Consider the following 25,856-nt stretch of genomic DNA (forward strand, 5'->3'; position numbering starts at 1 on the left):
AACGTCCGGAAAATCCAGCATTTCTGCAAAATATAAGTGCTCGCAATGGCTTAGGCGAGGCCGACGGGCTCGCCAGCCAGTGCGCCCCTGGCCACCAGGCCAGGGAGCTGCCGCATATCGTCGAATACGAGATGGGCTCCAGCGGCCGTCAGGGCTGCGGCGGTGGTCGGGCTGCAGTGGCCGCCGCCGTGATAGCCGAACACGGTCATGCCGGCTGCGATGCCCGCCGTAACGCCGGGAATGCTGTCCTCGATCACCACGCAGCGCTCCGGCACGGCATTCATCTGCGCGGCGGCGAACAAAAACAGATCGGGCTGCGGCTTGCCGCGCTCGACCTGCAGAGCGGAAAACAGATGCGGATCGAAACGGTCGAGCAGCCCGGTCGTAGTGAGGCTGCTGCGAATGCGTGTCGGTGTGCCCGAGGACGCTACGCAAACCGGCTGTGACAATATTGCGAGTGTCTCGGCGATATGCGGGATCGGCTGCAGCTTCGCGCCGAACACCTCGTCGATCGTGGCTTTCAGCGTCGCGGTGTAGTCATCGGGCAGCACGCGACCGAGCTCGGTCTCGACTTCCAGGCGCGCCTCGCGCGCGGACCGGCCGAGGAAACGCTCATGCACCTGATCGGCGGTGATGGGATAGCCGAACTGTGTCAGGACATCTGCGTGGACGACGCAGGCGAGGGACTCACTGTCGACGAGCACGCCGTCACAATCGAAGATGACGAGATCGAAGCGCGAAGAAACTGAACTCACTTGGTTGATTCGCTCACTTGGTGGTTTTGTCCTCGTCGAGCGGCACGCAGTACAGCTCCAGCCGGTGATCGACCAGCTTGTAACCGAGCTTCGCGGCGACTTCAGCCTGCAATTTCTCGATTTCTTCAGACGTGAATTCGATGACGGTCCCGTCACGCAAGTTGATCAGATGATCGTGATGGCTGTCACGCATCGTCTCGTAGCGCGCGCGGCCTTCGCGAAAATCGTGACGCTCGATGATGCCGGCGTCTTCGAACAGCTTCACCGTGCGATACACCGTTGAGATCGAGATCTTGTCATCCACCGCAACGCAGCGGCGATACAGTTCCTCGACATCGGGATGATCGTCGGCTTCCGCCAAAACGCGCGCAATCACGCGGCGTTGCTCCGTCATGCGCATGCCGGTCGCGGCGCAGCGCGCCTCGATACCAGCAGACTTCATCGCAGATGATTTCAGTGCAGTCATGATCCGGATCCCATCGTGGCTTCTTTTGCCACTCCGCAGGCGTCAGGACAAGTCGCGCCGCATCACCAGCGCATTCAATTCCGCTCCATCCGCTTCCTTGTAATAGCGTTCGCGGCGTCCCGCGACTGCGAAGCCGGTTCTGTCATAGAGCCGCCGCGCCGGTTGATTGTTTTCCTCAACTTCGAGGAACACGGTACGCACGCCGCGACCGGCCAGATGACCGAGATGGGTGAGAAATAGATCGCGCGACAGGCCGCGGCCGCGATGAGCGGGCGACACGGCAACGGAGAGAATCTCGGCTTCATCGGCGGCGATTCGTGAGACGGCGAAGCCGATGAGGCGGCCGCGCAGTTTGAGCCGATGCACGAGGGTGTTTTGTTCGCGCAGCATCTGTTCGAATTCCCCGGCACCCCAGCCGCGATGGAAGGATGCGGCATGCAACTGCGCGAGTTGTCGCGCGTCGCGCAGCGTGGCGGGCTCGACCACAGCATTGCCGTGGCCGAACAGGCGCGACCACCAGGCCGGCATCATGATGCGGCTAGTGCGGCCTGCTGCATCAGGCTGCTTTGCGGCTTGGCGTCGGGTGCGCGCAGATAATAGGGACGCGCCAGCGCGGTCTCCGGATTCACGGCGGCACCGAGCCATGCCACCCATGAGATTTCGGGAGCAGGTTGCATATCGACGCGCAACGGCGCCGGCGCATCGGACGGCCAGCGTGCGGCAATGATCTCGGCGGCATTTCCGACCAGATACGGCGCGCCGAACTGTGCGGCCTCAAGGGCCTCGTCGATGGGGATGACGCCCGGCCGCACCAGTGAGGTGCCGTTACCGCTGACGACCTGGAAATAGACATGGTCATGCCGCGCGTCGATGGCGGCGATAACAGGCGCATCCATGTTCTCGCTGACAACGGGGGCTGCATAGGCCGTCAGTGTGGTGATGCCGACCACAGGCTTGCTGGCCGCCAGGCCAATGCCGCGCGCCGCCGACAGGCCGACGCGCAGGCCGGTGAAGCTGCCGGGGCCGGTGGTGACGGCGATACGGTCGAGGTCGGCGAAGGCGATGCCGGAATCCGCTATGACGCGCCCGAGCAGCGGCATCAGCGCTTCGGCGTGACCGCGCTTCATCGGCATGGACTCATGCGCAATGAGCTTGCTGGTGCGGGTGTCGAGGATGCCTGCGGCGCAGGCGTCAAGGGCGGTATCAATGGCAAGGATCAACATAAAAGAGACGCTACCACGGCTTGCGAGGGTTTGCGCCTGCCACTCGCAGAATATCGCTCCACGCGCAATGGTGCTGTGATTCGCGTTGCTGCCGGAGAGGGGGCGGCAGCTTTAGCGTGCATCCACTACTCGCTTTCTCATAAAGATATTTTCACAAGATACGACAGCGAGATCATCAAAGTTCCCGTGAGCGAAATGCGCCCGTGGACAGCTTCAGTTTCGCTCTGGTTAAAAGTTTCACTTAATAAATTCTTCGGAGATAGATGAGATAAGCATACCGTTCGGAAGCGACATTTCGCGGATGCGCGTGGCTTTCATGCGGGCTGAAATTATTCGTCTAATTTTTTGAATACGATTATATTTATGGGAGGCGATTCGATGCTGCATTGGTTGAGCAGTTCAGAGGCGCGCGAGGGGCTGGCCCTGGCGGCAGCGATCAAAAAATCGCAAGCGGTGATCGAGTTCAGCGCTGACGGCACGATCCTTGGAGCCAATCAAAACTTCCTGTCCGCCCTTGGATATACGCTGGAAGAAATCGTCGGCAAGAACCACAGCATGTTCGTGACGCCGGAGATGAAGAGCAGCGCGGAATATCGCACGTTCTGGAACAACCTCAATCGCGGCGAGTACCAGGCCGGCGAGTTCAAGCGTCTCGGCAAAGGTGGCAAGGAAGTCTGGATCCAGGGTTCCTACAACCCGATCCTGGGGAATGATGGCAAGCCCCTGAAAATCGTCAAGTTTGCCATGGATACAACTGCAGTGAAAATCCGCAGTATGGACGATGCCGGCAAGATCGCAGCCATCGGTCGTTCGCAGGCTGTCATCGAGTTCAAGCTCGATGGGACGATTGTCACGGCCAATGACTTGTTCTTGAATGTCATGGGTTACAATCTCGCGGAAATCGAAGGCAAACATCACAGCATGTTTGTCGATTCTGCAACTCGCGACGGCGCGGCCTATCGCGAATTCTGGGCCAGCCTCAATCGTGGTGAATTTCAGGCCGCCGAATACAAGCGGATCGGCAAGAACGGCAAAGAGGTCTGGATTCTCGCGACCTACAATCCAATCCTTGATGAGACAGGCCGGCCAATCAAGGTAGTCAAGTTCGCGTCAGACGTTACCGATCAGAAGCTGCGCACGGCGAATTTCTCAGGTCAGATCGAGGCCATCGGCAAGTCGCAGGCCGTGATCGAATTTAGCATGGATGGCATCGTTCTCAGCGCCAATGAGAATTTTCTGGGCGTGCTCGGTTACGCGCTCTCGGAAATACAGGGCAAGCACCACAGCATGTTCGTTGTGCCGAGTGAGCGCGACGGTGCCGACTATCGCGAATTCTGGGCGGCGCTCAAGCGGGGTAACTACCAGGCGGCGGAGTACCAGCGGATCGGTAAGGGCGGCAAACAAGTCTGGATACAGGCTTCGTACAATCCGATCCTCGACCTCAATGGCAAGCCCTACAAGGTCGTGAAGTATGCCACCGACACCACGGCGCAGGTGATCGCGCGTATGAAGAGCGAACGCGTGCGCGCGATGATGGAATCGGTCGCCGCCGGCGCCGAGGAACTGAACGCGTCGGTGCGCGAAATCTCTGAAGCGATGATGAAATCAAAGACCACGGCGATGTCTGCCGTGGGCAAGGTCGAGTTGGCGGACGATCAAGCGCAGCGTCTCAGCACGGCAGCGCAGGCGATGAGCGGGATCGTCGAGCTAATCGGCAACATCACCGGACAAATCAATCTGTTGGCGCTGAACGCCACCATCGAATCGGCGCGTGCCGGTGAGGCCGGTCGTGGCTTTGCAGTCGTCGCATCGGAGGTGAAAAATCTGGCCAACCAGGCCAAGCAGGCGACCGATAAGATCGCCAGCGAGATCGGCAGCCTCAATGGCATTTCGAGCGATGTGGTCGATGCGCTGAACGCGATCAAGCAGGAAATCCAGAACGTCAGCGAATATGTCACCGCAACGGCGGCTGCGGTTGAGGAGCAGAGCACGGTGACGAACGAGATGTCATCGAGCATGCAGCGCGCCGCCGAAGAAGCCGCAAGCATCGGGCGCTAAACGAAGGCTGTTCCAGAAACGAAAATGCCCGGGATTGTCCCGGGCATTTTTATGTGTCGCGGTGCGACCGAACTTACATCGGGCGGACTTCGACAACGTCCGGCACGAAGTGCTTCAGCAGGTTCTGTATGCCGTGCTGCAGGGTCGCTGTCGATGACGGGCAGCCGGCGCAGGAGCCCTTCATGTTCAGATAGACGATGCCGTCCTTGAAGCCGCGGAAAGTAATGTCGCCGCCGTCATTGGCCACGGCCGGGCGCACGCGAGTCTCGATCAGGTCCTTGATCGTATCGACTGTCTCGGCGTCTTCCTCGTTGAAGAATTCGGCCTCGTCGTCGGAGATCACGTCGCCGCTCACGCTGCCGTCGGCCATCAGCGGCGCGCCGGACATGTAGTGCTCCATGATGGCGCCGAGGATCGCCGGCTTGAGGTGCTGCCAGTCGCTGTCGTCTTTGGTCACGGTGACGAAGTCGGAGCCGTAGAACACTGACGTGACGCCCTTCACGGCGAACAGCTTTTCGGCCAGCGGCGAACGCGTTGCGGCTTCCGGTGAGGTGAATTCCATGGTGCCGCTGTCGAGCACGTCGCGGCCGGGAATGAACTTCAGCGTGGCGGGATTGGGGGTAGCTTCGGTCTGGATGAACATCGGTCTCTCCTGCGTCGCCGGTTCAAGGCCGGCGCGTGAGTATCCCCTAGCAGATGGCGACGAAAAACGCACGATCAAGGCGCGAAATCGCCGAATTCGGCCTATTTCGCAGTCCCTTAGCCGTCCGAAAGGGTGGTTACGACAGGGCGTCGATGTCGAGGTCGCTCAGGGCGCCCGACACGATGACGACCGGCACCGGAAACGAGCCGACCAGTTTGGCCATCATGGTGACGATCGGGCCGGGGCCTTCCGCGCCGGCCGATGCAGCCAGCACCAGCATGGAAATGTCGACGTCCTTGTCGATTACGTCGAGGATTTGCTCGGTGGGATCACCCTCGCGGATCACGCGTTCAGGGGTGATGGCGGCGATGCCATTGGCGCGGCCCGAGGCGCGGTCCAGCGCGGCATTGGCGCCTTCTTCGGCTTCGGCCTTCATGACGTCGGCAACGCCGAGCCATTGCTGGTTGCGATCTTCAGTGTCGATGATGCGCAGCATCACCACGCCGCCACCGACACGAATGGCCCAGCGACTGGCGTAATACACTGCGCGGTCCCATTCCTCGCTGTCATCGACGACCACGAGGCATTTCGGCTTGTGGCCGCTTTCATAACTACGTCGCTGGGTGCTCATGCATGTCCCGATGCTGTAGCGCGTCTGATGCGCCAGAATGTGAGCGGCTTGGCAATCGTGTCATGCTGCCACGGCGCAGCGGCGTTCGACAAGCGCGACGCAAGGATGACTTGCGTCGCGTCGATTGTGGCAGAGAAAAGGAATGCGATAGCGAATTTACCGCTTGTGGACGAAGCCGATGATGTCCTTCACGGACTTGATGGTTTCGGCGGCAATGACGCCGGCGCGTTCGCCGCCATCGGCCAGAACCTGATCGACATAGGTCAGATCGGATGTCGTCAGCCGCTTCATCTCGCCGGCGATAGGTGACAGTTTTTCGACAGCGAGATCGACAAGGCTCGATTTGAAGCCCGAAAACTGCGCGCCGCCGAATTCTGTGAGAATGTCAGCTTTCGACCGGTTGGACAGTGCGGCATAGATACCGACGAGATTGTCGGCCTCGGGACGCGGCTCGAGGCCCTTCTCTTCCGACGGCAACGGTTCCGGATCGGTCTTCGCCTTGCGGATCTTCTGCGCGATGGTGTCGGCATCATCCGTGAGGTTGATGCGCGAATTGTCCGAGGCGTCCGACTTCGACATCTTCTTGGTGCCGTCGCGCAGGCTCATCACCCGAGTCGCCGGTCCGGTGATGACAGGCTCCGGCATCGGGAAGTAAGGGCCGTCATGCCCGTGCGCTGCGATGGATTCGGAGAAGTCGTTGTTGAACTTCTGCGAGATGTCGCGGCACAGTTCGAGATGCTGCTTCTGGTCCTCGCCGACCGGAACGTGCGTGGCGCGATACAGCAAAATGTCCGCAGCCATCAGCACCGGATAATCATAGAGACCCACGGACGCGTTTTCGCGATCCTTGCCGGCCTTTTCCTTGAACTGGGTCATGCGGTTCAGCCAGCCGAGGCGGGCGACGCAGTTGAAGATCCAGGCCAGCTCTGCATGGCCGGACACCTGGCTCTGGTTGAAGATGATCTGCTTCTTTGGATCTATGCCCGAGGCGATGAAGGCGGCGGTCACTTCACGGGTGTTGCGGCGCAATTCATCGGGTCCGCCCCAGACGGAGATCGGCACGGTGACGGCATGCATATCGACCACGCAGTAGATGCAATTATGCGTCTCCTGCAGTTTGACGAAATTCACGATCGCGCCGAGATAGTTACCGAGGTGCAGATTGCCCGTCGGCTGGACGCCCGAAAAAACCCGTTGAGTAAAAGCCATCGTCTAGTTCCTGTGCGCCCGTGGTGGAATGCGGGCAAGGGGCGTGACTTGCCATAGGCGCCGGGCGGCGTCCATTGCCAATCTGCCCTAGCCGGCCGCCGGTGATCGCTTGAGGGCGCCGCGGACCTCGGCCCAGCGCACGGCGCCGGAGAGGGTGAGCAGTGCTGCGTAGATTGCCAGCCCGCCAACGATCAGGAGGCCGAGCAAGCTCGCTCGTACCAGGCCGTGGGCCTGTGCCGTCCAGGGCAAGACAAGATGCGCGGCGAGCCATAGCAGGCCGCCCATGGCCAGCGACGACAGGACAATGATCGGCAGTCGGCGTCTTGCATCATGGTCGGGCGAGAAGCCGAAAGCTGCTGCGCTCCGGAGGATCAAAAAGATCGCGCTGCCCCACGCCGCCAGAGCGATCGCCGCCGCGATGCCACTCGTACCGAATGGCCTATTCAAAACCAGTGCGAAGATGATTGCGATTACCAAACCGACGAGCGTCGCCAGCAGCGGCGTCGTCGTATCCTCGCGTGCGAAGAAGGCGGGCGACAGAGCTTTCACAAGCACCTGAGCGGGCAAGCCCAGCGCCAACCATATCAGCGCACTTGCAGTCGAGACCGTGTCGCTCGCGCCGAACGCGCCGTGTTGAAACAGACACTGCACGATGAGATGGCTCAATATCATCAGTCCGAGCGTAGCCGGCAATGCGAGACCGATCGCGAGTTCAAACCCGCGCGATTCCGCCTGCGCGATGGCGGCTTGATCGTCTGATCGCACGGCGCGCGTCAATGCGGGGACCAGCACAGTGCCCATGGCCGTGCCGACGATGCCGAGCGGCAGTTCAATCAGGCGGTTCGCGAAATACAGCCACGACACGGCAGCCGGAGTCGTCGATGCGATGATTGCGCCGGTGACGATGAGAAGCTGCGGCCCGGAATTGGCGACCATGCCAGGCAACGCCTTGCGGAAGAAGCCGCGCATCTCGCCATCGAGCGACAGCCGCAAAGGCGCCGCAAGATTGCCGCTGGATTTCCGCAAGATCAACATCAGCAACTGCAGCAACCCGGCAATGCCGACAGTGGCCGCCATGGCCATAGCGGCAGTGTTTTGCTCTTGCCGCCACACCAGCAGTAGGGTCATGACGGCAATCAGGGCGATGTTGAAGAGCAGCGGCGAAAATGCGGTCAACGCGAAGCGTTGTTGCGCGTTCAGCAGTCCCATCATGACAGTGACGGGGCCGGCGAAGGCGAGATAGGGCAGCATCAATCGCGCATTCTCGACGGCGAGCTGCAGCGTCGGCTGGCCGACGAAACCCGGGGCAAGCAGCGCGATCACGAGCGGCATCGCAAAGCCGATCAGGATCGTCGCGACCATCAGCGCAACGCTGATGGTGCCGAGCACACGACCCGCAAAAGCTGTGGCTGCGACGGCGCCCTGCGTCGTCTGGATGCGCAGCCAGGTCGGGATCAGCGCGGCATTCAGCGCGCCCTCGGTGAGCAACCGCCGGATCACGTTGACGAGCTGAAATGCCACCAGAAAAGCATCCGCGACTGGGCCTGCGCCGAGCAGCGCGGCGACCATCGCGTCGCGGGCAAAGCCCAGCAACCGCGATGCCAAAGTGCCCGTGGAAACGGTCAGGATGGAACGGATCATAGAACCATCGTAAGGGCTGTCCTTGCTGGCGCGGGGCAGAACGTGATAGTCGCTGCAGCCATCAAACCGGCCTTCACCGACGGCTCAACTTGGGCGACCGCGAGACGAGTTGAAACGGATTTTCAGCCTCATCGCAATTGCCGCAACGGGATATTCTTAATGACCTCAGCGAAATATGACGTGCTCGGAATCGGCAATGCGATTTTCGACGTGCTGGTGCAGGCCGATGACAAGTTCCTCGCCGCGCATGAGATGACCAAGGGCGGCATGGCGCTGATCGACGAAGCCCGCGCCACCGCGATCTACAAGGCGATGGGCCCTGCCACCGAAATGTCCGGCGGTTCGGCCGCCAATACCATCGTCGGCCTCGCCAGCCTCGGCGCCCGCGCGGCCTATGTCGGCAAGGTCAAGGACGACCAGATCGGCAAGCTCTACACCCACGACATCCGTGCCGCCGGCGTTGCGTTCGACACCAAACCCGCCACCGGCGGTCCGGCCACCGGCTGTTCCTACATCCTGGTGACGCCCGATGGCGAGCGCACCATGAACACCTATCTCGGTGCCGCGCAGGATCTGACGCCCGACGATATCGATGCCGCTGCAGTCGCGGCCTCGTCGATCGTCTATCTCGAAGGTTATCTGTGGGATCCCGCCAGCGCCAAGGAAGCCTTCGTGAAGGCCTCGAAGATCGCCCATGACGCCAAGCGTCAGGTCGCATTGACGCTGTCGGACGCTTTCTGCGTCGGCCGTTATCGCGCCGAGTTTCTCGACCTGATGCGTTCCGGCACCGTCGATCTCATCTTCGCGAACGAGGCCGAACTGACCTCGCTTTACGAAACCACGGATTTCGATGCGGCGCTCAAGCAGCTCGGCCAGGACACCAAGCTCGGCGTCGTCACCCGCAGCGAGAAGGGCTGTATCGTGACATCGGGCGATGGCGTCGTTGCGGTGCCTGCACACAAGATCGAGAAGCTCGTCGATACCACCGGCGCAGGCGATCTATTCGCGGCAGGCTTCCTGTTCGGTCTGGTGCGCAACGCCGGCTATGAAAATGCCGGCAAGCTCGGTGCGATGGCCGCCGCTGAAGTCATCCAGCATATCGGCGCGCGTCCCCAGGTTTCGCTGAAGGACCTGGCGGGCAAGAACGGGTTGCCGGTTTAAGACTGCATTTCTTGGGTTTTCTTCTCTGTCGTCATGCCCGGCCAGCGCGAAGCGAGCTTCGCTAGATGTGCCGGGCATCCACGCCTTGGCAAGAGAGGAAGGTCGTGGATGGCCGGGCTAAGCCCGGCCATGACGTGGTGAGAGATCAGCGCATCGCGGCTCTCACGCCGCCTTCTTCGCATCCAGCTCCGCATAAACGGCGCGTTCGAAATCCGAAAACACCTTCAAACAAGTCGAATCCGCAAACGGCAGCACCTGCATCATGATGACGCCGGTGATATCTCGCGCGGGATCGATCCAGTAATAGGTGTTGGCGAGGCCTGCCCAGGCGAGGCTGCCGGCGCTGCGGCCTTCGGCTGACTGCGCAGTATTGATCATGAAGCTGAGCCCGTATTTCTTGTCGATGCCCGGAAGGAAGTCGACATTGTTACTGGCGGTCGGCACTGCTGAAGCCATCGGCGTCATGTTGAGTTCGCCGATGTGGTTTTGGCTCATCAGCGCGACGGTCTCTGGCTTTAATATCCGATTGCCGTTGCCGGTCCCGTTATTCAGCATCATTTGCGTAAACTTGATGTAGTCGGGGGCGGTGCCATAGAGCCCCCCGCCACCGGCAAAGAATTCCGGATCCTGTTTGATCTCGAACGGGATCGGGGTCAGCGCGCCGTCGGCGCCGCGGCTGTGCATGGCAACAAGGCGCTTGCGCTGGTCGCTGCCAATCACGAAGGCGGTGTCGGTCATCCCAAGCGGCGCCAGCAAATGGTTCTGGAAATAGGCATCCAGGCGTTCGCCGCTGACGGCCTCGACGACCTTGCCGACGAAGTCGATATTGGTGCCGTACTCCCAGCGGGTCCCGGGATCGCGCATGATCGGCACCTTCATGGCGGCGTTCAGTCCGGAGCGAAACGGCGGAATGCCGGTTGTCTCGAGATAGCGCACCATGTCGCCGTTCCACATGTCGTAACAGAAGCCGGCGGTGTGGGTCAGCAGATGCCGCAAGGTTATCGGCTGGCGCGGCGGACGTAGTTTCGGAGTGCCTTCGCTGTCGAAACCATCCAGCACCTGCGTCTCCGCGAGATCCGGAAGCGCGGTCGCCAGCGGTGCATCCAGCGTCAATTTGTCCTGCTCCACCAACTGCATCGCTGCAGCAGCGGTGATCGCTTTGGTCATGGAGGCGATCCAGAACACGCTGTCTAGCGTGATGGTGGTATCCTTGGATGCGTCGCGCTTGCCGAACGCCCCTTGGTAAATAATCTCGTTCCGCATCGCAGCTATCGCCACGGCACCGGGAATGGCGCCTGTTTCACTGGCTCGCTGCAGAATCCGGTCAATCTCGACTTGAACTGACATCCGTTTCCTCTCCGATTTTCTTTGATCTTACCGATTTCCGGCGTGGACATTCAACTTGGGCGCGAGGTCGTCGGTCTCGCGGATGTGATTACATTTGCGCTGGTTTTAGCATTTGAGGGGAACCATATCGGGCCTGGGGGCGAGTTTGATCGCGCCTTGGAACGAAATTGGCGCAGCTGTGTTCAAAAAATGACGTGAACGTCAAAGCGCTTTCCGACACTAACCCGTAAGACCATGAGTAACACGTGCAGCGTGTCAGCTGCGGAGACCGACGATGATCGCGAACTGGACCGACTGGAAACATTATCCCCGCGCTTCCCGTGGCGAGAGCATCGAGGCCCCGATCGGTCCAGGAATTTTCGAAGTTCGCGTGGCGCAGACCGGCGCCCTGTTCGCTTTCGATGCGGCTGAAAATCTGGCGCAGGCGCTGGCGAAGATTTCGGCCCCGCCCAAATCGTTTATTTCCTGGTTCGGTCGCAGCGACGCAGCGATGCTGCCGGAGCTGGAATACCGCACCTTCTCCACGACCACCCGTGCCAACGCCCGCATCGCTTTCGAGCGAATGATCGATCGGCGCGAGACCTATATGCGCGGCGCGGCCTGATCGGGCTTGCGGCGTTCTGCGACTGTTGAATTCGGGCGTTAAATACCCCTGCGGGCGATAGCTGCCATTCGCCGCCAAGGGGCGCTTTCGGGCCTATACTCCTCTACAAGTCCGCGGCTATACGTTCGCGACACTTTCCGCAGGAGAACCGCCCATGTCACCGACCTCAGCCGCACGCCAGTCCACCGCCCCTTCGCTGCGCGACCGCCTCAAGGACCCCTCGCTGCTGCGCGACAAGTGCTACATCGGCGGCGCCTGGGTCGGCACCGGCGAGACCTCGGTGACCAATCCGGTCAATGAGATTGAAATTGCCAAGGTGCCCAATATGGGCGCCAAGGAAACGACGCAGGCTGTCGAGGCCGCCGAAAAGGCGTTTCCGGCCTGGGCCAAGTTCACCGCCAAGCAGCGCTCCAACATCCTGCGCAAGTGGTTCGAGCTGATCATCGCCAATCGCGAGGATCTCGCGCTGATCCTGACCACCGAACAGGGCAAGCCGCTGGCCGAAGCGCTGGGCGAGGTCGATATCGGCGCCGCCTATATCGAATTCTTCGCTGAGGAAGCCCGCCGCGTCTATGGCGAGACCATCCCGACCCAGCGTGCCGATGCGCGCCTGTTGGCGATCAAGCAGCCGATCGGCGTTTGCGGTGCGATCACGCCGTGGAATTTCCCGAACTCGATGATCACTCGCAAAGTGTCGCCGGCGCTGGCCGCCGGCTGCACCGTGGTGATCAAGCCTGCCAACGAGACGCCGCTGTCGGCGCTCGCGCTGGCTGAACTCGCCGAGCGTGCCGGCGTGCCGAAGGGTGTGCTGAACATCATCACCGGCGACGCATCGGCGATCGGCCTCGTGCTCTGCGAACATCCTGCGGTGCGCTTCGTCGGCTTCACCGGCTCCACCAATGTCGGCAAGATCCTCTACAAGCAGGCTTCGGTCGGCGTGAAGAAGCTCGGCCTCGAACTCGGCGGCAACGCACCCTTCGTGGTGTTCGACGATGCCGACATCGATGCCGCCGTGGAAGGCGCGATTGTCTCGAAATATCGCAACATGGGCCAGACCTGCGTCTGCGCCAACCGCCTCTATGCGCAGGATGGCATCTACGATCAGTTCGTCGAGAAGCTGTCGAAGAAGGTCGCGGCGATGAAGGTCGGCGACGGCACCGAACAGGGCATCACCCAGGGCCCGCTGATCAACGAGAAGGCCGTCGAGAAAGTCGAGCGTCACATCGCTGATGCGGTAAAGGGCGGCGCCAGGATCGTCACCGGCGGCAAGCGCCATGCGCTCGGCGGAACGTTCTTCGAGCCAACGGTGCTCGCCAATGTGAAGCCGGATGCACTGGTCTCGCAGGAAGAAACCTTCGGCCCGCTGGCGCCGGTGTTCCGCTTCAAGGATGAAGCCGATGTCATCGCCATGTGCAACGCCTCGCCGTTCGGTCTGGCGTCGTACTTCTATTCGCGCGATCTCGGCCGCGTCTGGCGTGTTGCGGAAGCGCTGGAGTCCGGCATGGTCGGCGTCAATACCGGCCTCATCACCACCGAAGTCGCACCATTCGGCGGCGTCAAGGAGTCAGGGCTCGGCCGCGAAGGCTCGCATCACGGCATGGAAGAATATGTCGAGATCAAATACATCATGATGTCGGGAATCTGAGGCTTCGCGCCTTCCCAATTCTGAACCAGTCACCGTCATGCCCGGCTAACGCGAAGCGAGCTTCGTGAGATGCGCCGGGCATTTACGTTTTGCAGGCATGGTCAACGGCACTATCATGCCCCGCACAGATCAATGTCTGTTGCTGGGCCGTTTGCCGGCAAGTCCGACGGGCCGTCCGAATTGATCGACTTCAGCTGAACCCGCCCTCGGTCAGTAGCAGCGACGGACGCGCACGCCATTGACCCAGACGGTGCGGCACGCGACCGCCACCGGGCGGCGCACCACGGCGGCGCCACGATAGCCGGCGCAGCCGGCACGGTAGACACCGCGTGCGCAGACGACGGCGTTGGCGTCGGTGGCTTCAAACGTCATTGTCGTGCCGAATGCGAGAACGGCTGCAACCATCATCAAGAAAGTACGCATGGTGATCTCCCGGCTGTGTCGGTTGGCAAAAACAAACGAAGAAAGGTTCGTGGGCTTCAGTAGGCGGAATTAAAACGAGCAAATGAGAAGTGGTTTCACGCGCAAAGAGTAGTTCGCAGGAGACGCAAAGGCTGCGTGGTCAATGAGAAATCTTGCGACGCCGCCTTGCGTCTCGATCCGACAGAACGTTTATTCAATCTCCTAGATACAAATCCTTGCCGACCAGAAACATGCGATGGGACGATTTTGCCCGGTGTTGATCTCAACAGGAGAAAGCATGTCGGATTTCAGAACCAGGTGGCTTACTTTTCACGGTCGACATATCGAGCCCGCCTCAAAGGAAATATTCAGTCACGTCGAAAAGATGGTGATCGGCACTTTGATCATCTCGGCCGGGGCGCATGTGTCGAGCAATGAGCCCCTGATCGTCCTGTTTGGATATTTGCGCCACGGTCTTGTCGGCCGCGGTGTCATGCTGTTCGGAATCGTTCTGTTGCTGTTGAATTTCCTCGATGGCCTCTGCAAGCTCGCAAAGTTGGAATGGCACGTGGCGCTTCAGATCATCATGTCGCTCTGTTACGTCATTCTGTCTGTCCGATTGATACAGCTGATCCTTGCCTTTCGTGGAGAGTAGCGGACGCGGTCGGTCATCGTTGTCGCGTAGCCTCAATCATCGTTGAGCGAATGGCGCAAGGACGCTGGTGCAAGCCGGCGAAAGCGATGCGCTGTTGCTGGCCAGGCACTGCACGATGCGGCCGCCACCCGGCGCTACGCCGCCGCAGAGCGATCTGATGTCGCCGCCGCATGCTGATCTCATCACAAGCAATTCTTCGCGTGGCCGCATCGGCCGCAACACGATAGCTGCAGGAGCAGCGGCGGAGGCAGGCGCTGCGGTTGTGGCTGCCGCAGCAGGTGGCGGGGCTGTGCTTTTCGCTGCCGCCTTTGGTGCGGCAGCGGCGGGCGCGGGCTTGGTAGCCGGTGGTGTTGCTTCTGTCTTGGGCGCTGCAGCAGGCGTTGGTGCGGTGGCCTTCGGTGCCGCAGTTGGCGCCTGAACTGCGCGCACCGCGCCCGCACATCCCGCAGAAAGACTAGCCATGTTCTTTTGCAGGCATTGCAGCGAGGCTTCTCCACCAGGAGGAACGCTTGAGCAATGCGCGATGTAATCCGAGCGACACTGCGTCTTGATCGCGTCACGCTGCGCCTGGCTCGGCGCTTGCGCAAAGGTGGGGCTCGCGATTGCGATTAGAATGATAGTAGCCATCGATACGCGATATCGCGCGGCCAAGCCGAACATGAAATTCATCGCTGAAATCCTCGTTGCTACCGCCCGGTTAGTCAGGGCAACTGCGTAAAATCTTCAAGAAGCGTGAGTTCTGAAAGGCATTCGCAAAACAACTTCGGTCCGACATCATTTTACGGTTTCGGTTTCACTACAAGTGGATTGTTGCTATTGATGCGGGCGGCTGTCGTTTTTGGCCAAGGTTTTTTTGAGAGTCTTTTGATTGAGGCAGGACAATGCGATTTATGCGCGCCTGTTCATCTGGACCGAAAGATCGCATTGAGCAGCTGCAGCATGTCCCCGCTATACGCGCTGCCGGCGTTGTGCTGACGAGCATCTTTTTAAGTGCCTGCGAGCAAAACACTTTCGTGCCGCCACCGCCGCCGAAAGTTGAGGTGGCGGTTCCTGTGCAGCGCGGCATCACGCGCTTTCTCGAAGCGACAGGCAATACAGCACCGATCAAGAATGTCGATCTCGTGGCGCGCGTTCAGGGCGTTCTACAGTCGATCAACTATCAGGACGGCTCCTTCGTCAAGCAAGGCACCACGCTGTTCACGATCGAGCCTGAGACATACCAGTTGAAGCTGGAACAGGCGCAGGCTGCGGAAGCCGGTGCGCAGGCGTCTGCAAAGCAGGCGGAAGCGGATTTCAAACGCCAGTCGGACCTCGTATCCCGCCAGGTTGTTGCGCAGTCAACGCTCGAGCAGTCGACGGCGACACGAGAGAATTCACAAGCCAATCTGCAGCAGGCGCAAGTCAACACCAAGATCGCGGCCGTCAATTACGGCTATACGAATGTCATTGCGCCGTTTGACGGCGTCGTCAGCGCACATCTGGTGTCGGTTGGCGAACTGGTTGGTGTCGCGTCGCCGACCCAGCTTGCGACGATCGTGCAGCTCGATCCGATTTATGTGAATTTCAACGTCAACGAACAGGACGTTCTGCGCATCCGGGATGAAGCCCGGCGACGCGGGCTGACGGTGAACGATCTCAGGCAGCTGCCGATCGAGATCGGACTGCAGACCGAGACTGGTTTTCCGCACAAGGGCCAGATCGACTACATCTCGCCGACCATCAACCAGTCGACGGGTACGCTGCCGGTGCGAGGTGTTCTGCCAAATCCGGATCGCATCCTGTTGCCGGGTTTTTATGTTCGCGTGCGCGTGCCTATCGACCAGCAGGACAACGCCCTGCTGGTGCCGGATGTATCGCTCGGCAGCGATCAGGCCGGGCGTTATGTGCTGGTCGTGAATGGCGACAATGTCATCGAGCAGCGCAAGGTCGTCACCGGCCCGCTGGAAGGTGAGCTTCGCGCAATTGAAAGCGGTCTGAAGCCGGATGATCGCATCGTCATTGCAGGCCTGCTGCGTGCCATTCCGGGGCAGAAGGTCGATCCGCAACTGAGAAAGATCGAAGCGCCGACCCCGACCAAATAGGACAGGCCATGATTTCGAAGTTCTTCATCGAGCGGCCGGTCCTGTCCAATGTCATCGCGTTGCTGATGATCCTGATCGGCGGCGTCTCGCTCTATGGCCTCGCAGTCGCACAATATCCGGACGTGGTGCCGCCGACCGTCCAGGTGACGACGCGCTATCCCGGCGCCAGCGCCAAGACCATCGTCGACACGGTGGCGCTGCCGATCGAGCAGCAGGTGAATGGCGTCGAGGATATGCTCTATATGCAGTCCTACAGCGCAGCGGATGGCACCTATTCACTCACGGTCACGTTCAAGATCGGCACCGATTTGAATTTTGCGCAGGTGCTGGTGCAGAACCGCGTATCGAGCGCGCTGTCGTCGCTGCCGACCGCCGTGCAGAATCAGGGCGTGACCGTTCAGAAGAAATCGACGGCGATCCTGTTGTTCGTGACACTGACGTCGCCGAAGGCGACCTATGACAGCCTGTTTCTGAGCAATTACGCCACGATCAACATCCGGGACGAGTTGTCGCGTCTGTCGGGGGTCGGCAATGTGACGGTGTTCGGCGCCGGCCAGTATTCGATGCGGATATGGCTGGATCCGAGCAAGCTGCAAGTGCGCGGGCTGATGCCGCAGGATATCATCCAGTCCATCCAGCAGCAGAGCCAGCAGGTTTCTGCGGGGCAAATCGGCATGCCGCCGACGCCCGCGGGACAGGCCTTCCAGTACACGCTGAACATCAACGGGCGGCTGGATGATCCCGGTGAATTCGAGGACATCATCGTCAAGACCGGCGACAATGGCGATGTCACGCGGGTCCGTGACGTCGGACGCGTCGAATTGGGTGCGCAGACCTACAGCCAGATCTTTTCGCTCAACCAGAAGCCAGCCGTCGGCATCGGCGTATTCCAGTCGCCGGGCGCCAATGCGCTCGAGGTGGAGAAGGCTGTCGAGAAGAAGATGGCGGCGCTGGCCACGCAATTTCCCGACGACATCAAATACGACACGCCGTTCGACACCACGAAATTCGTCCAGGCATCGATCAACGAGGTCTACAAGACGCTCCTCGAAGCAGGTTTGCTAGTGCTGGTGGTCATCCTGATCTTCCTGCAGGACTGGCGCGCGATGCTGGTGCCGGCGACCACTGTGCCGGTGACGATCATCGGCGCCTTCGCGGCGATGGCGGCGCTCGGTTTCACCATCAATCTGTCGACCCTGTTTGCCATTGTGCTGGCGATCGGCATTGTCGTCGACGATGCCATCGTGGTTGTCGAAGGCGCGGCGTACAATATCGAGCAGGGCATGTCCGGCCACGACGCGGCGATCAGCGCGATGGACAAGCTGTTCGCCCCGATCATCGGCATCACGCTGGTGCTGATTTCGGTGTTCCTGCCGGCGGCATTCCTGCCCGGGCTGACGGGGCGCATGTATGCGCAATTTGCACTGGTTATCGCGGCCACGGCGCTGCTCAGCGCCGTCAATGCGGCCACGCTGAAGCCGACGCAATGCGCATTGTGGCTGCGCCGCCCGGTGCCGCCGGAGAAGCGCAATTTTTTCTATCGTGGGTTCAACAGGGTCTACGACCGGCTCGAACGGGGCTATGCCGCCCTGATCGGTCGCATGGTAGCGCACAGCAATCTCTCGGTTGTCCTGGCATTGATCCTGATCAGTATTGGCGGTTACGGCCTATCCCGGATTCCCACCGGCTTCATCCCGATCGAGGATCAAGGCTATCTGCTGGTCGCAGTCCAGTTGCCCGATGGTGCCGCGCTGGATCGGACTCAGCGTGTACTCGATCGGGTCAGTGAATTGGCCGCGAAGACGCCAGCGGTGGAACAGGTGGTTACCATCGCCGGCATCTCCGCGCTCGACAGCAGCTCCAGCCTGGCCAATGCCGGTGTCGCCTATCTGATCCTGAAAGAATGGAGCGAGCGCGGATCGGGACAGGATCTTCGTTCGCTGTTCGTTGGATTGAACGAGAGCCTGTCGGTGATTCCAGAGGCGCGCATTCTGGTGATCCCGCCGCCGCCCATTCAGGGCATCGGCAACGCGGCGGGCTTCGCCATGCAGATCGAACTGCGCGATGGCAACGCCGATTATAACAAGCTGCAGGCGATCACCGGCGCGATCGTGGCGAATGCACAGACGCAGAGTGCTTTGCAGCGCGTCAGCTCGCCGTTCCGCTCGATGGTGCCGCAATTCGATATAGAGATCGACCGTATCAAGACCCAGACTTTGCATGTCACGACAGATCAGGTGTTCTCGACCCTGTCGTCTTATCTGGGCTCGTCCTTCGTCAACCAGTTCAACAAGTTTGGCCGCACCTTTCAGGTCTACACACAGGCAGATGCCAAATTCCGGCTGACTGCCCGGGACATCGAGAACCTGATGGTGCGCAACCAGCAGGGCAACATGGTTCCGCTTGGCACCGTGGCGAAGATTACGCCTGCCGTGGGGCCGTCGCTGATCAGTCTCTATAATCTTTATCCGACGGCGACGGTGATCGGCCTGCCAGCACAGGGCTACAGCTCCGGGCAGTCCATGGCATTGATGGAGCAGATCGCAGCGAAGACTTTGCCTCCGGGAACGGGATTCGAGTGGACGGCGATGTCGTATCAGGAAAAGATCGTCGGCAATCAGCTCTATTATGTGTTCGGTCTTGCGCTGCTGCTCGTCTATCTGGTGCTCGCCGGACAGTATGAAAGCTGGTACGCGCCGATTTCGGTGATCCTGGCCGTGCCGCTGTCACTGCTTGGCCCGATGGCGGTGCTCACCGCGCTGCGGATCGAGAACAATCTCTACACCCAGATCGGCATTATCCTTTTGATCGCGCTGTCAGCGAAGAACGCGATCCTGATCGTTGAGGTGGCGATCGAACTGCACGTGCATGATCGCAAGCCACTACTGGAGTCGGCGGTCGCAGCTGCACGTGCGCGATTCAGGCCGATTCTGATGACGTCCTTCGCCTTCATTCTCGGCGTGCTGCCGCTGGTGCTCGCGACCGGCGCCGGCGCCAACGCCCGCAAGTCGATCGGCATCACCGTATTCTCGGGCATGCTCGCCTCGACCTGCCTTGCCGTCCTGTTCGTTCCGACCTTTTTTGTCGTTGTCCAAAGGTGGGAGAACTGGCGCGCCAGCCGCAAGGCAACGAAACCTGCCAATTCGACCGTCGGTGCCGGCGGTCCCAACTCGTAGACGATCATGACGTCTGTTTCAGATGCGCTGTGTCGGCTATTCTTACCTTCGCAACACTGCAATCATCCGGCTCGCAAAAGCCAGCCTCTCCGCCATCACAGACACGAAATAGGTCAGCAGTTTCTGGCTCAATGCCGGATGGTTCTGCTTGATGTCCTCGAAGGCGTCGGCGCGCAGCAGATACAGCACGCTGGCGATCTCTGCCTGGATGGTGGCGCTGCGCGGTGCATAGGCGACAAGGCCCATTTCGCCCACTGTCGTGTAACGCCCGAGGCTGCGCACCCGCGTCAGCTTGCCATCGCCCGCCGGCACCATGATGCCGAGTCGGCCGTCCAGAATGAAGTGCATGGAATCGGCGGCGTCGCCGGCCTGAACGATGATCTCGCCGGCAACGACCTCGACGCGCTGGCAGCGTCGCATCAGTTCTTCCGAATCGTCGGCGGTGCGCAGGATCTTGGTGAACCAGTCGCGCAAGTTGGCTTCTTCTTCGGCGAGCCCACGATGCCGCGCGATCACCTCGTTCTCGCACCACTCCAGCGCATGATCGAGTTCGCCCATAACCTTGACGGCGTCATCGATGAACAGGCTGGCGCGCAAATTGCGATTGGCTGAGGGATGAAGATTGGCGAGCACCAGCGTGGTGCCGTGGCCTTCGGCGATGCGCTTGATCTGGGCGAAGCTGTGGGCGGCCGACGAATCGATGCCCGTCACCAGCTTGAAGTCGAAGACGAGATAGCGGCACTCGGGATGACGGCGCAGCAGCGCCTTGACATGCAGATAGAGCCGGTTGGCCGAGCCGAAGAACAAATAGCTCTGCAGGTTAAGGCCTTGGATTTCGCGGCCATGCGCCGCCAGCGTACGCTGATCCTCAAGTGATCGATCGAGCGAACTGCGATATTCGGAGCCATCGAAACCGTATTTGATCGAGGATACCCGCGATACGCTGAGCGCAAAGGTGGCGCAGCCGATCACGATGCCGATCAGCACGCCGGCCACGAACCCCCATGTGAGAATAATGATGATGATTGCCAACAGGGACAGGTAGTCGAGCAGCGACAGCCGCTTGCGGGAGTCGACGATCCAGCGATGAAGTTGCTCCAAGCCGAGATACAGCAATAGGCCGCCGAGCACGAAGCGCGGCATATAGGCCAGCAGCGCGGGGTCGACGACGAGCATCAGCGCGGCTGCCGCCGCGACGGTGAGGCCCGAAAGCCGCCCCGTGGCACCGCTGTTGCGATTCAGGAGCGAACGACTGATCGAGATGCAGCCGGCATAGCCTCCCAGTACCCCGGCCAGGATATTGGCCGCCCCGGTCGCATTGAGCTCGCGTTCGATATCGGCTTCCCGATGTGCGGCGACTTCGAGGCCCGTCGTATTGAACAGGGTACTCACGGCCGTCACGAAGATCACAGCGATGAAATTGCCGATGAGTCCGGGCAGCGCCTGCCATGGATAGCCGTCGCTGAAGAAGGCCCAGGGTAAGGTCAGGTTGGCCTTGGGCGGCGATGCGAAGGTCCAGCCCATAGCCTGGGCCTCGATCACGGACACACCGGCGATCTTGAAAACTAGATGAGCCGCTATGACGCTCCCGATGAGAATCATCGGCAGGCCTAGTGGCTTACGGGACCGATGCCAGGTCGCATAGATGGTGAGTGCGACGGCTACCGCGGCCAGCAACTCGTAGAACATCATCGGATTGGCGAGTTTTGCCAGGTTCGCCCATTGCAGCTTGTAGCCGGTGATCACCTGAATGGCGCCGGTGACGATCAGGCAGGCGGTGGCTCCCAAAAATCCGCCGATCACCGGATAGGGCACATAGCGGATAGCGCGTCCCATGCGGGTAACGCCGAAGCCGCACAGCACAATGCCGGTGATGATCGTGGCCGAGGATAGGGTGATGAGCACCGGGCCAAGCAAGGCAGACGGTGCATCGGCCGTAACGATGTGCTCGACCAGAGCCGCCGCCAGGATGGCGGTGACGGCTGCGGTCGAGCTCTCGGGGCCGGCGACCGCGAAGGGGAACGAACTGCCAAGGGCGATCACGGCGGCTATGACGCTTGCAGAGATGAAGGTCGCGGCAATGCCGTAGGGCAGCAGCGAGGCCAGCGGCCCGGTGAAGATCAGCACCGAATAGGACAGGCCGAAGCTGATGGTGAGGACGCTGGCGATCAGGCCGCCGAACACGTCATTACGCCATGCGTGCAACACGCCCGGGCTGACAAGGGAGTCAGTCATGGGCGGCTACTTTCGCAATGACGGGCGATGAGGAGTGCGGGCCGGAAGTATGTCACGCGCGAACCTGTAGGAGCGCTGCGCGACAGGCGCAACCGCCGCCGTCTCTGGTAGACGACGGTGAGATGTACGGACAAGACTATTTTTATGACAGTCCGCGGGAAAGACGGTCAGTTTGTTAGTTGATGACCAGCTCCGTGCCGGTCAGGCGGCGATAGGCCTCCAAATAGCGCTTGCTGGTGGCGTCGATCACCTCAGGGGGGAGCGGCGGCGGCGGAGCTTCGCCGTTCCAGCGGCCGGCGCGGCGCTCGATGTCGAGATAGTCGCGCAGCGGCTGCTTGTCGAAGCTCGGCTGCGGCTGGCCCGGTCTATAGACGTCGGCGGCCCAGAAGCGGGAGCTGTCGGGGGTCATCACCTCGTCGATCAGGATGATGCGGCCACTGCCTTCCCTGCCGAATTCGAACTTGGTGTCGCCGATGATGATGCCTGCCTCGCGGGCGATCTCTTCACCCTGGGTGTAGACGGCGCGAGTCATGCTCTCGAGCGTGAAGGCATCCTCCTCGCCGATAATCTCGCGCATCCGGGCGATGGTAATGTTCTCGTCATGGCCGGTCTCGGCCTTGGTGGCCGGGCTGAACACCGGCTCGGCGAATTTCTGGCTTTCGAGCAGCCCGGCATCGAGCTTCTCACCGGCCAGCGTGCCTGACGCGGCATATTCCTTCCAGGCCGAACCCGAAATGTAGCCGCGGATCACGCACTCGATCGGGAAGACGGTGGTGCGGCGGCACAGCATGGCGCGACCGGCCAAAGCGGCCCGGTGACCTGCGAGCGCCGGCACCTGCCCGATGATCTCGTCGGCATCCGCCGAGATCATGTGATGCGGGACCACGCCGCCAAGCTGGTTGAACCACCAGGCGCTGATCTGGGTCAGCACCGCGCCCTTCATCGGGATGGTTTCGTTCATGACCACGTCAAAGGCGCTGATGCGGTCGGTGGTCAGCAGCAGCACGCGGTCGTCGCCGACGGAATAGATATCGCGCACCTTGCCGCGACCGATCTTGGGGAGGGGCAGGTCGCTGGTGGCCATTGTGGTCATGTCAGGGTCTTTCGAAAGCAGAGTCGTCCGGCGTCTGGCCGGCGGCGGCGTGATGAAGGAGTGGGCCTATTCCGGCAGCGGGATGAATTCGTGTTCGTTGGGCACATGGGCGAAGCGGCCGGTCTTCCAGTCCTCTTTCGCCTGCTCGATGCGTTCCTTGCTGGAGGACACGAAATTCCACCACAGATGCCTCGGCCCTTCCAACGCGTCGCCGCCGAGGAACATCATGCGGGTCTTGCGCGTCGCCTTGATGGTGATCGCGTCGCCGGGCCGGAAGATCAGCAGTTGCGGCCCCTCATGGCGGTCGCCGGCGATCTCTACCTCGCCATCGACCACATAGACTGCGCGTTCCTCATGGTCGGGATCGAGCGGCACGCTTGTGCCGGCCTCGACGGCCACTTCTGCATAGAACCATGGCGACACCATCGACACCGGCGACGCTTTGCCAAACGCCTTGCCGGCGATCACGCGTGCGGTGAAGCCGGTATCGGTGATGGTCGGCAGGCTGTCCGCGGCATAATGCTGGAACGACGGCGCGATTTCCTCGGAGCCCTTGGGCAGCGCGATCCAGCTCTGCAGGCCCAGCATCTTCTGGCCGTCGCGGCGTTGCACGTCCGGCGTGCGCTCGGAATGGGCGATGCCCTTTCCGGCGGTCATCAGATTCATGGCACCCGGCTGGATCTCGCGGACATTGCCCTCGCTGTCGCGATGCATGATCGCGCCGTCGAACAGATAGGTGACGGTGGCGAGACCGATATGCGGATGCGGTCGCACATCCATGCCCTTGCCGGAGATGAACTGCATCGGGCCGAAATGATCGAAGAAGATGAACGGGCCGACCATCTGGCGCTTGCCGTGGGGCAGGGCGCGGCGGACGAGGAAGCCGTCGCCGAGATCGCGGGTGCGCGGCACGATCACAAGCTCCAGCGCGTCGCAGGTCTGCGCGTCGCCGAGGATCGGATCTTCTGAAGGTTGCCAGCTCATGAGGGCTCCATAGGGTTGGGTCCATCATAGCAGCATTTGGCGGGGCGGGTAAAAGGGGCTCAGCCCGGATGGATCGCTCCGTCCGGACTGAGGAATGGCTGTGCTTACAGCGGTTTGATCTGGACCTTGCGGAATTTCACCACGCCGGAGCCGTATTGCAGGGCGATCGGGCCGGCGGCGTGCTTGGTGTCCTCGACATCGACGGTCTTTTCGCCGTTCAGGATGACCGTGAGCTTCGGGCCCTTCGCCGTGATCTCATAGGTGTTCCACTTGTCCGCCGCCTTGGGCATCGGATTGACCTTGGCCACATCGACGATGGCGCCGGTGCCGTAGGACGGGTCGGGCCGCTTGTCGAAGATGTTGACCTCGTAGCAGGTCTTGCCATCAATCACCTTCGGGTTATCGCAGCGGATGAAGATGCCGCTATTGGCTTCGGCATCGGTCCAGAACTCGGCTTTGATCTGGAAATCCTTGTAGGGCGTCTTGCTGACGAGATAAGCGAGATCCTTGCCGGAGAGCAGCTTGTCGGCGGCGAGCGCGCCGTCCTTCATTTCCCAGTTGGCGTCGCCGACCTTGTCCCAGTCGCCCATCTTGGTGCTATCGACCAGCGTGACCCAGCCGTCAGACTGGCTCATGGCAGGCTGGATTGTCGTAAGAGCCGCAACGCCGATAACGAATCCGGCTGCAATCGCTGTAACGCGCAACATAAAGGTCTCCTCCTGTTTGCTTTTTATTGGCGTGACGTTAGCCACGGGAGAATGCGGTTGTAAATCTACTTCACATTGTGCGGTGCGTTAACGCTTGATGCCTTGCGCTTAGCTGCAGGGCCGCGGGTCGTTCGTTCGTTCAGCAGCACCTGTTGCATTGCCTGGACGTTCGGCGAAGCCGCGCCCTTGCGCCAGATCAGCACCGTCTCGGCGTGATTCTCGCCGCGCGGCAGGCGATGCACGGTGAGCCGCTTGCCCTCCGGGAATGTCGACAGCACGCTTTCCGGCAGCAGCGCGATGCCCATACCCGCGACTACGCAACCGAGCATGGCGTGATAGGAGCCGAGTTCGATGGTGCGCTCGGGCATCTCGCCGCGCTTTGCATACCAGTCTTCCAGCCGCTTGCGATGCGGGCAGCCGTTCTCGAACACCAGTACCGAGCGCGGCGCGCTGTCCTTGCGCCCGATCGGCGGATGGCGTGGCGACGACACGATCACCGGCTCCTCGTCGAACGCATGCATGCGGTCGAACGGCGCCGCGGCAATCGGCTCGGCCACGAAGGCGGCGTCGAGATCACCGGCAAGGATGCCTTTCGCGAGGGTCTCCGGATTGCCGATGCGCATTTCGAGTTGCACGTCGGGATAGCGGCGGTGAAATTCATTGAGCGGTCCGGGCAAGCGCACCGCCGCGGTGCTCTCCATGGCGCCAAGGCGGAAGACGCCGCGCGGCCGTGGGTCCTGCACCGCGTCGCGGGCCTCGTCGGCCAGCGCCAGCAGCCGGTCGGCATAGCCGAGCAGCGTTTGGCCCGCGGGCGTCAGATGCAGGCGCTTGCCTTCGCGCACGAACAACGCCGTGCCGAGATCGTCCTCGAGCTGACGCACCCGCGTCGTCACGTTGGACTGCACGCGGTGCAACCGTTCCGCGGCGCGCGTCACACCGCCTTCGCGCACAACGGCGCGGAAGATGCGCAGCTCGGACAGATCCATACATCTCTCCATGAGATCGAAATGATCTTGATTATTCATTTTATGGGATGAAAAGCGCCGGGTAAACCATCATGGCCAACGTCACAGCGTAAGCGGAGAGGGGTGGCATGATCGACGATGAACCCGAACCGCACGCGTACGGCGCGCGCCACCT

Annotated in this window: 24 protein-coding genes; 9 read left to right on the plus strand and 15 right to left on the minus strand. The window is 61.1% G+C overall.

Annotated elements, in window-relative coordinates; translation table 11 throughout:
- Positions 1 to 50 precede the first annotated feature (50 nt).
- The 4 genes from LPB73_RS26405 to tsaB are packed head-to-tail and all read right to left on the minus strand — an operon-like array spanning position 51 to position 2,444.
- A complete protein-coding gene (locus LPB73_RS26405) occupies positions 51 to 755 on the minus strand; it encodes an HAD family hydrolase (protein ID WP_231078705.1) in 705 nt (234 codons plus the stop codon).
- Positions 756 to 768: 13 nt separating this feature from the next.
- A complete protein-coding gene (locus LPB73_RS26410) occupies positions 769 to 1,221 on the minus strand; it encodes a Fur family transcriptional regulator (protein ID WP_068730031.1) in 453 nt (150 codons plus the stop codon).
- A gap of 42 nt (positions 1,222 to 1,263) precedes the next feature.
- The gene (gene rimI / locus LPB73_RS26415; RefSeq protein ID WP_231081255.1) at positions 1,264 to 1,749 is read right to left on the minus strand and encodes a ribosomal protein S18-alanine N-acetyltransferase; all 486 of its coding nucleotides are present in this window, start codon (positions 1,747 to 1,749) and stop codon (positions 1,264 to 1,266) included.
- Complete coding sequence (tsaB, locus tag LPB73_RS26420; RefSeq protein WP_231078706.1) at positions 1,749 to 2,444, minus strand: tRNA (adenosine(37)-N6)-threonylcarbamoyltransferase complex dimerization subunit type 1 TsaB; 696 nt, start codon at positions 2,442 to 2,444, stop codon at positions 1,749 to 1,751. Before tsaB ends, rimI begins: the two co-directional genes overlap by 1 nt.
- On the opposite strand from tsaB, the gene LPB73_RS26425 reads away from it, so the two are divergent.
- Both LPB73_RS26425 and LPB73_RS26430 read left to right on the plus strand, forming a co-directional pair.
- Entirely contained in the window at positions 2,361 to 2,711 is a 351-nt protein-coding gene (locus LPB73_RS26425; RefSeq protein ID WP_231081287.1) for a hypothetical protein, read from the plus strand. The two genes, tsaB and LPB73_RS26425, sit on opposite strands and share 84 nt — an antisense overlap.
- A 111-nt stretch (positions 2,712 to 2,822) precedes the next feature.
- Complete coding sequence (locus LPB73_RS26430; RefSeq protein WP_231078707.1) at positions 2,823 to 4,502, plus strand: methyl-accepting chemotaxis protein; 1,680 nt, start codon at positions 2,823 to 2,825, stop codon at positions 4,500 to 4,502.
- Positions 4,503 to 4,575: 73 nt separating this feature from the next.
- Here the strand turns inward: LPB73_RS26430 and LPB73_RS26435 are convergent, their stop codons facing one another.
- The 4 genes from LPB73_RS26435 to murJ form a co-directional block, all read right to left on the minus strand.
- The gene (locus LPB73_RS26435) at positions 4,576 to 5,145 is read right to left on the minus strand and encodes a NifU family protein (protein ID WP_089263329.1); all 570 of its coding nucleotides are present in this window, start codon (positions 5,143 to 5,145) and stop codon (positions 4,576 to 4,578) included.
- 136 nt (positions 5,146 to 5,281) lie between these two features.
- Positions 5,282 to 5,776 carry a universal stress protein gene (locus tag LPB73_RS26440; RefSeq protein WP_089263331.1) on the minus strand — a complete coding sequence of 165 codons (495 nt, stop codon included), beginning with the start codon at positions 5,774 to 5,776 and terminating at the stop codon, positions 5,282 to 5,284.
- 156 nt (positions 5,777 to 5,932) lie between these two features.
- Positions 5,933 to 6,985, minus strand: coding sequence for a tryptophan--tRNA ligase (gene trpS / locus LPB73_RS26445; protein ID WP_231078708.1), 1,053 nt, complete (start codon positions 6,983 to 6,985; stop codon positions 5,933 to 5,935).
- Between the two features lie 87 nt (positions 6,986 to 7,072).
- A complete protein-coding gene (gene murJ, locus LPB73_RS26450; RefSeq protein WP_231078709.1) occupies positions 7,073 to 8,626 on the minus strand; it encodes a murein biosynthesis integral membrane protein MurJ in 1,554 nt (517 codons plus the stop codon).
- Positions 8,627 to 8,785: 159 nt separating this feature from the next.
- Here murJ and LPB73_RS26455 point away from each other — a divergent pair, with 159 nt between their 5' ends.
- A complete protein-coding gene (locus LPB73_RS26455) occupies positions 8,786 to 9,787 on the plus strand; it encodes an adenosine kinase (protein WP_231078710.1) in 1,002 nt (333 codons plus the stop codon).
- Positions 9,788 to 9,949: 162 nt separating this feature from the next.
- Here the strand turns inward: LPB73_RS26455 and LPB73_RS26460 are convergent, their stop codons facing one another.
- A complete protein-coding gene (locus LPB73_RS26460) occupies positions 9,950 to 11,134 on the minus strand; it encodes a serine hydrolase domain-containing protein (protein ID WP_231078711.1) in 1,185 nt (394 codons plus the stop codon).
- A gap of 274 nt (positions 11,135 to 11,408) precedes the next feature.
- Here LPB73_RS26460 and LPB73_RS26465 point away from each other — a divergent pair, with 274 nt between their 5' ends.
- On the plus strand, positions 11,409 to 11,738 hold the full coding sequence (locus LPB73_RS26465; RefSeq protein WP_093757725.1) for a hypothetical protein: 330 nt from the start codon (positions 11,409 to 11,411) through the stop codon (positions 11,736 to 11,738).
- Between the two features lie 154 nt (positions 11,739 to 11,892).
- Positions 11,893 to 13,383 carry an NAD-dependent succinate-semialdehyde dehydrogenase gene (locus LPB73_RS26470; RefSeq protein WP_231078712.1) on the plus strand — a complete coding sequence of 497 codons (1,491 nt, stop codon included), beginning with the start codon at positions 11,893 to 11,895 and terminating at the stop codon, positions 13,381 to 13,383.
- Positions 13,384 to 13,593: 210 nt separating this feature from the next.
- On the opposite strand, the gene LPB73_RS26475 is transcribed toward LPB73_RS26470, so the two are convergent.
- The gene (locus LPB73_RS26475) at positions 13,594 to 13,806 is read right to left on the minus strand and encodes a hypothetical protein (protein ID WP_089263345.1); all 213 of its coding nucleotides are present in this window, start codon (positions 13,804 to 13,806) and stop codon (positions 13,594 to 13,596) included.
- Positions 13,807 to 14,041: 235 nt separating this feature from the next.
- Here LPB73_RS26475 and LPB73_RS26480 point away from each other — a divergent pair, with 235 nt between their 5' ends.
- The 4 genes from LPB73_RS26480 to LPB73_RS26495 all read left to right on the plus strand — a co-directional run bounded on the left by LPB73_RS26480 (position 14,042) and on the right by LPB73_RS26495 (position 19,697).
- Positions 14,042 to 14,440 (plus strand): hypothetical protein, encoded by a 399-nt coding sequence (locus tag LPB73_RS26480; RefSeq protein WP_231078713.1) that lies wholly within the window; start codon positions 14,042 to 14,044, stop codon positions 14,438 to 14,440.
- A gap of 67 nt (positions 14,441 to 14,507) precedes the next feature.
- The gene (locus tag LPB73_RS29255) at positions 14,508 to 14,858 is read left to right on the plus strand and encodes a hypothetical protein (RefSeq protein ID WP_414716829.1); all 351 of its coding nucleotides are present in this window, start codon (positions 14,508 to 14,510) and stop codon (positions 14,856 to 14,858) included.
- Between the two features lie 472 nt (positions 14,859 to 15,330).
- Positions 15,331 to 16,521 carry an efflux RND transporter periplasmic adaptor subunit gene (locus tag LPB73_RS26490; protein ID WP_231078714.1) on the plus strand — a complete coding sequence of 397 codons (1,191 nt, stop codon included), beginning with the start codon at positions 15,331 to 15,333 and terminating at the stop codon, positions 16,519 to 16,521.
- 8 nt (positions 16,522 to 16,529) lie between these two features.
- Entirely contained in the window at positions 16,530 to 19,697 is a 3,168-nt protein-coding gene (locus LPB73_RS26495; protein WP_231078715.1) for an efflux RND transporter permease subunit, read from the plus strand.
- 42 nt (positions 19,698 to 19,739) lie between these two features.
- On the opposite strand, the gene LPB73_RS26500 is transcribed toward LPB73_RS26495, so the two are convergent.
- From LPB73_RS26500 to LPB73_RS26520, 5 genes are all read right to left on the minus strand, one after another.
- A complete protein-coding gene (locus LPB73_RS26500; RefSeq protein ID WP_231078716.1) occupies positions 19,740 to 21,932 on the minus strand; it encodes an SLC26A/SulP transporter family protein in 2,193 nt (730 codons plus the stop codon).
- A gap of 175 nt (positions 21,933 to 22,107) precedes the next feature.
- Positions 22,108 to 23,025 carry a phosphoribosylaminoimidazolesuccinocarboxamide synthase gene (locus tag LPB73_RS26505; protein ID WP_231078717.1) on the minus strand — a complete coding sequence of 306 codons (918 nt, stop codon included), beginning with the start codon at positions 23,023 to 23,025 and terminating at the stop codon, positions 22,108 to 22,110.
- A 66-nt stretch (positions 23,026 to 23,091) separates the two neighbouring features.
- Complete coding sequence (locus LPB73_RS26510; RefSeq protein ID WP_231078718.1) at positions 23,092 to 24,009, minus strand: pirin family protein; 918 nt, start codon at positions 24,007 to 24,009, stop codon at positions 23,092 to 23,094.
- Positions 24,010 to 24,113: 104 nt separating this feature from the next.
- A complete protein-coding gene (locus LPB73_RS26515) occupies positions 24,114 to 24,716 on the minus strand; it encodes a 3-keto-disaccharide hydrolase (RefSeq protein ID WP_089263360.1) in 603 nt (200 codons plus the stop codon).
- 65 nt (positions 24,717 to 24,781) lie between these two features.
- Positions 24,782 to 25,702 carry a LysR family transcriptional regulator gene (locus LPB73_RS26520; RefSeq protein WP_231078719.1) on the minus strand — a complete coding sequence of 307 codons (921 nt, stop codon included), beginning with the start codon at positions 25,700 to 25,702 and terminating at the stop codon, positions 24,782 to 24,784.
- Positions 25,703 to 25,856: the final 154 nt, after the last annotated feature.

The organism is Tardiphaga sp. 37S4, from assembly GCF_021044645.1.
In the GTDB taxonomy this organism is placed as follows: domain Bacteria; phylum Pseudomonadota; class Alphaproteobacteria; order Rhizobiales; family Xanthobacteraceae; genus Tardiphaga; species Tardiphaga robiniae.